This window comes from Corallococcus sp. BB11-1 (assembly GCF_026626625.1).
Classification (GTDB): domain Bacteria; phylum Myxococcota; class Myxococcia; order Myxococcales; family Myxococcaceae; genus Corallococcus; species Corallococcus soli.
Genome location: NZ_JAPNJY010000038.1, coordinates 1 through 6789 on the forward strand (window position 1 = coordinate 1; position 6789 = coordinate 6789).

At 73.5% G+C, this 6789-nt stretch carries 7 protein-coding genes; 5 read left to right on the top strand and 2 right to left on the bottom strand.

All coding sequences use genetic code 11. From position 1 onward, the window contains the following. On the bottom strand, positions 1 to 464 hold a 464-nt coding region (locus OV207_RS32525; RefSeq protein WP_267558931.1), incomplete at its 3' end, for an LON peptidase substrate-binding domain-containing protein. Positions 465 to 669: 205 nt separating this feature from the next. Here OV207_RS32525 and OV207_RS32530 point away from each other — a divergent pair. From OV207_RS32530 to OV207_RS32550, 5 genes are all read left to right on the top strand, one after another. Next, complete coding sequence (locus OV207_RS32530) at positions 670 to 1947, top strand: VWA domain-containing protein (protein WP_420715279.1); 1278 nt, start codon at positions 670 to 672, stop codon at positions 1945 to 1947. Between the two features lie 273 nt (positions 1948 to 2220). Beyond that, positions 2221 to 3093, top strand: coding sequence for an ImuA family protein (locus OV207_RS32535; RefSeq protein WP_267558933.1), 873 nt, complete (start codon positions 2221 to 2223; stop codon positions 3091 to 3093). Between the two features lie 9 nt (positions 3094 to 3102). Next, the gene (locus OV207_RS32540; protein WP_267558935.1) at positions 3103 to 4617 is read left to right on the top strand and encodes a Y-family DNA polymerase; all 1515 of its coding nucleotides are present in this window, start codon (positions 3103 to 3105) and stop codon (positions 4615 to 4617) included. Between the two features lie 58 nt (positions 4618 to 4675). Beyond that, the gene (locus OV207_RS32545; RefSeq protein ID WP_267558937.1) at positions 4676 to 5209 is read left to right on the top strand and encodes a hypothetical protein; all 534 of its coding nucleotides are present in this window, start codon (positions 4676 to 4678) and stop codon (positions 5207 to 5209) included. Positions 5210 to 5252: 43 nt separating this feature from the next. Beyond that, positions 5253 to 6233, top strand: a complete 981-nt coding sequence (locus OV207_RS32550) for an NAD-dependent epimerase/dehydratase family protein (protein WP_267558939.1) — start codon at positions 5253 to 5255, stop codon at positions 6231 to 6233. 86 nt (positions 6234 to 6319) lie between these two features. On the opposite strand, the gene OV207_RS32555 is transcribed toward OV207_RS32550, so the two are convergent. Next, positions 6320 to 6789: CARDB domain-containing protein (locus OV207_RS32555; protein ID WP_324291585.1), on the bottom strand; the 470-nt coding region annotated here is incomplete at its 5' end.

Below are 6789 nucleotides of genomic sequence, written 5' to 3' on the forward strand. Positions count from 1 at the left end.
ATGCCCAGGGCCTCCACTTCGACGTTCTCCGAGGACGTCTTGTCCTCCACGGCGTCGACGCGGGCCTTGAGGTAGGGCGCTTCCTGGACCAGCTCCATCACGCGGAAGCGCGCGAGGCCCTGGACCACGAGCGAGTAGTTGTCCTCGCCCATCTTCAACAGCTTCACGATGCGGGCGACGGTGCCCATCGTGTACAGGTCGGACGCGCCCGGATCCTCTTCCTCGGCGCGGCGCTGCGTGACGACACCGATGACCTGGTCGTCGCGAACGGCGTCCTTGATCAGCGCGATCGTCTTCTGGCGGCCGACGGCCAGGGGCAGCACGCCCCCGGGGAAGAACACACTGTTGCGCAGCGGCAGGATGGGCAGCACCTGCGGGATGTCTTCCTTGTTGATGAGCCCCGGAGGGGCCATCGCGGTGGGCATGGCGCTGGCCGCGGTGCCCTTCTTCTTCTCGTCAGACATGGAGTTCGGCCTCTTCCTTGCTTGAACCCGGTCAGCAAGCGGCCGGGCCGGTGAACCATCCGGTTGATTTTCGCGACGGATGAACCAACGTAACAACCAAACCGGACATGGCAAACGCGATGTGCGTTATTTCCGTGCCTCGTCGGCTGCACGACGCTCCTCTACTAACGGCCCAGAAGTCTCGCGTCCGGCGGAGGGGTGGGGCATGCTTGCCCCCTCTCTGCTTGATGCGGTGCGCGGGTGCGCCTCCGCACTGGAGGCCGACGTGAAGGTCCACACTTGTGCCCACCTGCTGACGCTGTCCGCGCTGCTGGCGGTCGGCTGTCACTCGCCCGTCGACGACGCGGGCTCCACGGTGCCGGAGACCTGTGAGGCGACCCCTCCCGTGGTCGCGCCGCAGAAGACGGACATCCTCTTCGTCATCGACAATTCGAGCTCCATGCAGGAGGAGCAGCAGGGCATCGCGACGGAGCTGCCCGCCTTCGTGTCCGCGCTCAAGGCGGGCAGCGGGGTGGCGCAGGAGTTCCGCGTGGGTGTCATCACCACCTCCGTGTATCAGCGCCTCACCATCACGAACGGGCCGGACAGCATCCGCTCGTTCCCGGATCAGGAAGGGCGCCTCCAGCCGGTGAAGGACGAGGCCGGGCAGCCCACCCTGGAGCGCTTCATCGAAAGCACGGACCCCCTGCTCCTGGACAAGTTCCAGCGGCTGGTGGCCCAGGGCACCACCGGCAGCGGGCAGGAGACGCCCTTCGAGGCCGTGCGGCTGGCGGTCGCATCGCCCCTGGCCCAGCAGCCGCTGGAAGAGGGCGGCAACGCGGGCTTCCTGCGGGACGGGGCCCGCCTGCTGGTGGTGGTGGTGTCGGACGAGGAGGACTGCAGCTCCATGCAGCGGCCGCCCCCGGTGTCGCTGGTCCAGGATACGTCGGTGGATGCGTGCAACCGGGACGCGGACAAGCTCACGCCCGTGGAGGACTACTACAAGGCCTTCCAGGGGCTGTATGACGGGCGGGGCGCGTCGCGCGAGGTGCTGTGGGCGACCATCGGGCCGGTGGCGCTGTCGGACAAGCGCGCGGAGCAGGTGACGGACACGTCGGGCGGGAAGCCCGCCGTGCGCAACGCCGACTGCCCGACGTCCTACGGGGCGGGCTTCCGGCAGAGCGCCCTGGCGCAGGCGTTCGACTCGACGCGGGCGAACCTGGATTCCATCTGCAGGAGCGACTACCAGCAGACGCTGCTCGGCATCGCGGAGCTGGCCACGGTGGCCCAGAGCGTGGACGTGGTGAACCTGCCGGATCCGCGCCTGGCCGTCGTGGAGGTGACGCGGGCGAACGGGTCGGTGCAGACGTGCACCGTGGCCAATGGCGACATCCGTTACGAGCCGTCCGGCGAGGACCGCTCCGCGCGCCTGTTCTTCCTGGGCCCGTGCCTGCGCCGCGTGGGTGACACGAAGGTGGAGGTGAAGGTGCTGTGCGCCGGGTAGTCTTCGGCTGAGGACAGCGCCCCCACGGCGCGTTCGTGCGAAGGGCCTCGCGGCGGAAAGCGCGGGGCCCTTTTTTCGTGGGCGGACGGGAGGGTGACCCACCATGTCCGGTGACGCGAAGAGCGGCCGCGCGCTGATCTTTTTTTCCGCCGAGTGGAGCACCCGACCCGTCAGGTTGGAGCGGCCATCAAACCTCGCTTTCGCGTGTCAGATCGCTTCGCATACTGGCCCGACACCCGCACGGACTGCGGGCGGGCCTGCGAGGGAGGCGACATGGGCGCGGCGGTGGAGCGGTCGTCGTTGGGGGTGGTGGAGGAGCTGCGCGAACGGATCCGTCAGCTCCAGGCCGCGCCCCGGCGCGCGCTCTCCGTGCTGCGCACGGGCGTGGACGCGGTGGACGCGCTGCTGCCCATGGGCGGGCTCCCCCTGGGGCACTCCGTGGAGCTGTGCGGCGAGGCGGCGTCGGGGCGCGCCAGCCTGGCGCTGCGCGCGGTGGCGTCCGCGCACCGGGAGCAGCGTCTGTGCGCGTGGGTGGATGGCCCCCAGGAGCTCTATCCGCCCGCGGCGTCCGCGCTGGGCGTGGACCTGGAGCGGCTGCTCGTCGTGCGGCCCCGGCTCTTCGCGCAGCGGGTGTGGTCCACCGTGCAGCTCGCGCGCAGCGGGGCCTTCACCTGCGTGGTGCTGGACCTGACGCATGGCGTGGGCGCGGCGGGCCGGCCGGAGCGGCTGTCGCTGCCAGAGGCCCGGAAGCTCGCGGACGCGGCGGCGCGGGGCGGGACGCTGGTGCTGCTGCTGACGTCTCCCGAAGCCCCCGCGGATGGGCTGGCGCGGCTGCGGCTGGAGGCCCAGGGCGTCCAGGGCTGGGCCGTGGAGCTGGAGCGCAGCCGGGGCGGTGGCGTGGGGACGCGCGTCGTGAGCCCCTGGCAGGCGCTGTACCCGGAGGTGGGGCTGGACGCTGGCGCCCGGCGACTGGACGTGGACGACGTGGACGCCCCCGCGAACCCCGGCACCGCGGGGCCGGGCTTCTACCGCGAGCCGGGCGACAGCGTGCGCAACGGCTGCGGCATCCTGGGCCAGCGCCCCGGACGCGACGCGCCCATGCCCCCGCTGCGCGAGGGCCTGCCGCGGTCGTCGGGCACCTGCTGAGGGCATGTCATGCGGAGGGGCTACCTGCACGTCACGCGCTTCCCGGTGCAGCGCAAGGTCATCGAATCGCCGGGGCTCACGGGGCAGCCCTTCGCGCTGGTGGAGGAGGTGCGCGGCCAGCGCCGGGTGGCCTTCGCGTCCTCGCGCGCGCTGAAGGTCGGCGTGCGGCCGGGGATGACGCTCACGGCGGCCACCGCGCTGGAGCCCGAACTGCGGCACTTCCCCTACCGCCCCCAGGACGAGGCGCAGGCGCTGCGCGCGCTGGGGGAGTCGCTCCTGGGCCTGTGCCCGGGCTTCCAGCGCAGCGCCCCGGACGGCCTGTGGTTCGACGCGAGCGCCGCGCACCTGGTGGGGGGCGAGCCGGAGCTGGGCTCGCGCGTGCTGGAGGTCTGCGCGGAGCAGGGCTACCGGGGGCACGCGACGGTGGCCTCGGAGGCGTTCACCTCGCGGGTGCTCGCGCGGCATGGCAGCCGGCGGGTGGAGGTGGTGCCGGAAGGGCAGGGCGCCCGGGCGCTCGCGCCGCTGCCGCTGGGGGCGCTGGAGGACGGCGCGGCGCGGGCCTTCACGGTGCTGGGGCTGTCCACGCTGGGGGAGGTGGCGGCGCTGCCGGCCGGGGCGGTGGTGGCGCGCGGGGGCGCGCCCGCGGCCCGGGCGCACGCGAGGTGCCGGGGGGTGGACGACACGCCCTTCGATCCCGAGCCGCTGGAGGAGGCGCTGGAGGACCGCGTGGTGCTGGACGCGCCCGCGGGCTCCTTCGAACCCGTGCAGTTCGCGCTCAAGACGCTGTTGGATCGGCTGGGCGCGCGGCTCTCCGGGCGGCAGCGGGCGGCGGTGCGGCTCACCTTCGTGCTGCGCCTGGACCCCGCCGGGGAGGCGTCGGTGCCGCTGCTGCTGGCGCGGCCCACCGCGCGGGCGAAGCTGCTGCTGGAGCTGGCGCGGCACCGGCTGGGGGAGCTGCGGCTGGAGGGCCCGGTGGCGGAGGTCGCGGTGCGGGTGGACGCGCACGACGAGGACCTGGGCCAGCAGCTGGCGCTGGGGGACGCGCCGGAGGGGGACGCGGCCCTGGAGGGGGTCCTGTCGCGGCTGGCGACGACGCTGGGGGAGGAGGCGCTGTTCTCCGCGTCCCTGGAGCCGGCGCACCGGCCGGAGGCCGCGCACGCGCCCCGGGCGTTCCATCCCCCGGAGGCGCGGCGCGGGCTCTTGTCCACGGCGGAGCCCGCGGGCCCCGTCACCGTGTGGCGCGAGGCGGGGGCGGCCCGGGAGCGGCCGTCGCGGCTGCTGGCCCGGCCGGCCCGGCTGGAGGCGGAGCTGGCGGCATCCGGGGCGCTGCTCGCGGCGCGGCTGGGGGGCAGGCGGCACCGGGTGACGGCGATGGCGGGCCCGGAGCGGCTGGGGGGCGAGTGGTGGTCGGACACGCCCTACCAGCGGGACTACTACCGCGTGCACTTCGAGGGCCTGGGGCCCGCCTGGGTGTTCCGGGACGGACGGGACGGGGGCTTCTACCTGCAGGGGTTGTTCGATTGAGGGGCAGGCCTGCGCGGTCCCGGTGGAGGCCCTGACGCTTGTGGCCTAGCGTGAGGGCATGCGCACCGCCCGAATCCTTCCGGCCCTCGTCCTGTCGCTCGTCCTCACGGCCTGCGCCGCCCCCCAGGTGCGCCCGGCGGGGAGCATCCGCAAGGTGGTGGTGGTGGCGGGCTCGCGCGTGGACGTGCTGCCCACCGGTTCATTCCGCCAGGACCTGATGGGAGAGCGCAACCCGCGCACGGTCATCGCGCGGCAGGCCGAAGCGGTGCTCGCCGAGCGCGGCTTCGAGGTGGTGGCCACGCGCCAGTCCCAGGCCCCGGTGCCGCTCACCGACGAGGTGTCCTCCTTCATCCAGCAGAACAAGGCCGAGGCGGGCGTGGTCGTCATCCTGGACTGGCTGGACACGTCGGGCGCCGCGGTGCTAGGCCGGGTGGACGTGGTGCTGCGCCTGGGCGTGGTGGACCCCAGCGGGCAGGTGCTGTGGACGGACACCTTCCGCTCCTCGCCGGTCGTCAGCATGTATCAGGCCCAGGGGGACTGGAACTCGTTCCTGCGCCGGGCCGTCATCGACGCGGTGCAGGTGGTGCCGTGAGCCCGGGCCTCACGAGCGGCTCCCCGCGCGCGAAGAGGGGGGCATGCGGATCCTGGTGACGGGGGCCGCGGGCTTCATCGGCGCCCACGTCTGCGAAAAGCTGCTCGCGCGCGGTGACACGGTGGTGGGGCTGGATGCGCTGGACCTGGCGCCGGGGGACGTGGCGCTGCGGCGCTCGCGCCTCGCCAGGCTGTCCGGCGCGCGCGGCTTCACCTTCCTCCCGGGAGACGTCACCGACGCGGCCCGGCTGCGCGAGGCGTTCACGGTCGCGCGCCCGGAGGGCGTGGTGCACCTGGCGGCGCGCGTGGGCGTGCGCGCTCCGGACGCGGAGGCCCCGGCGTACGCGGACACCAACGTGACGGGCTTCGTGCGCGTGCTGGAGGGCTGCCGCGAGGCGAAGGTCGCGCACCTCGTCTATGCCTCCTCCAGCTCCGTGTATGGCGCGCCCACGCCGGCCCCGTTCCGCGAGGACGCGCCCGTGGATCAGCCGCTCAACCTCTACGGCGCCACCAAGCGCGCCAACGAGCTGATGGCGCACGCGTACAGCCACCTGCACCGGCTGCCCACCAGCGGCCTGCGCTTCTTCACGGTGTATGGGCCCTGGGGACGCCCGGACATGGCGCCGCTGCTGTTCCTGCGCGCGCTTTCGCGGGGTGAACCGCTGGTGTTGCACGGCGATGGGCGGATGCGGCGCGACTTCACCTTCGTGGACGACGTGGCGGAGGCGGTGGTGCGGGTGCTGGACAGGCCTCCGGAAGGCAGCCCGCCCCAGCGACTCCTCAACGTGGGCCATGGCGAGCCGGTGGTGCTGGGGGACTTCGTGGCCCTGCTGGAGCGGCACTGGGGCGCGCGCGCCCGCGTGACGTCCGTGCCCGCGCAGGCGGCGGAGATGGCCTCCACCTGGGCGGACACCTCCCGCCTGGAACAGGCGACGGGCTTCCGGCCCCGCGTGTCCGTGGACGAGGGCGTCCGCCGGCTGGTGGCCTGGTATCGCGCGTGGGTGGACGCGAACGCCGGGCGCTGAGAACGAGCGGGGCGCCGTCCGGAGCACCTGATGGCCCCGGCCGACGCCCGCTCCCACGACGACGCCCTACCGGCGGCGCGCGACGGCTACGGCATCACCGCGAGGAAGCCCTGCGCGAAGGCGTTGTTGTCCTCGCGCAGCTCCATCACCGACCGCTGCGAGTCCACGATGGCGCCGATGTAGAACAGCCCGGAGCCCGACGAACCGGGCGGCGGGATGGCGCGGGTGCTGAGCTGGCGCGTCGTGCACTGCTGGGGCTGCAGCGTGCCCAGGTTCACGGAGCCCAGGGACACCTGGGGCGAACCCGGGGTGATGTCCTGCGGGAACGCCAGGACGGCGCTGTTGGACAGGAACAGCTCCAGCTGGCCCGCGCTGGTGCCCGCCGTGGCGGTGCCCTGGTTGCAGACCTTCACGGTGGTGGTGAACAGGTCGTTGTTGCGCACGGTGAACGGCGCGGTGACCTGCGTGATGACCAGGTCCGGCGCGTTGCCCACGCCGATGCGGCCGCGCACGAACGTGTTGTTGTCCGTGCGCAGCTCCTGGCCCTCGTAGGGCA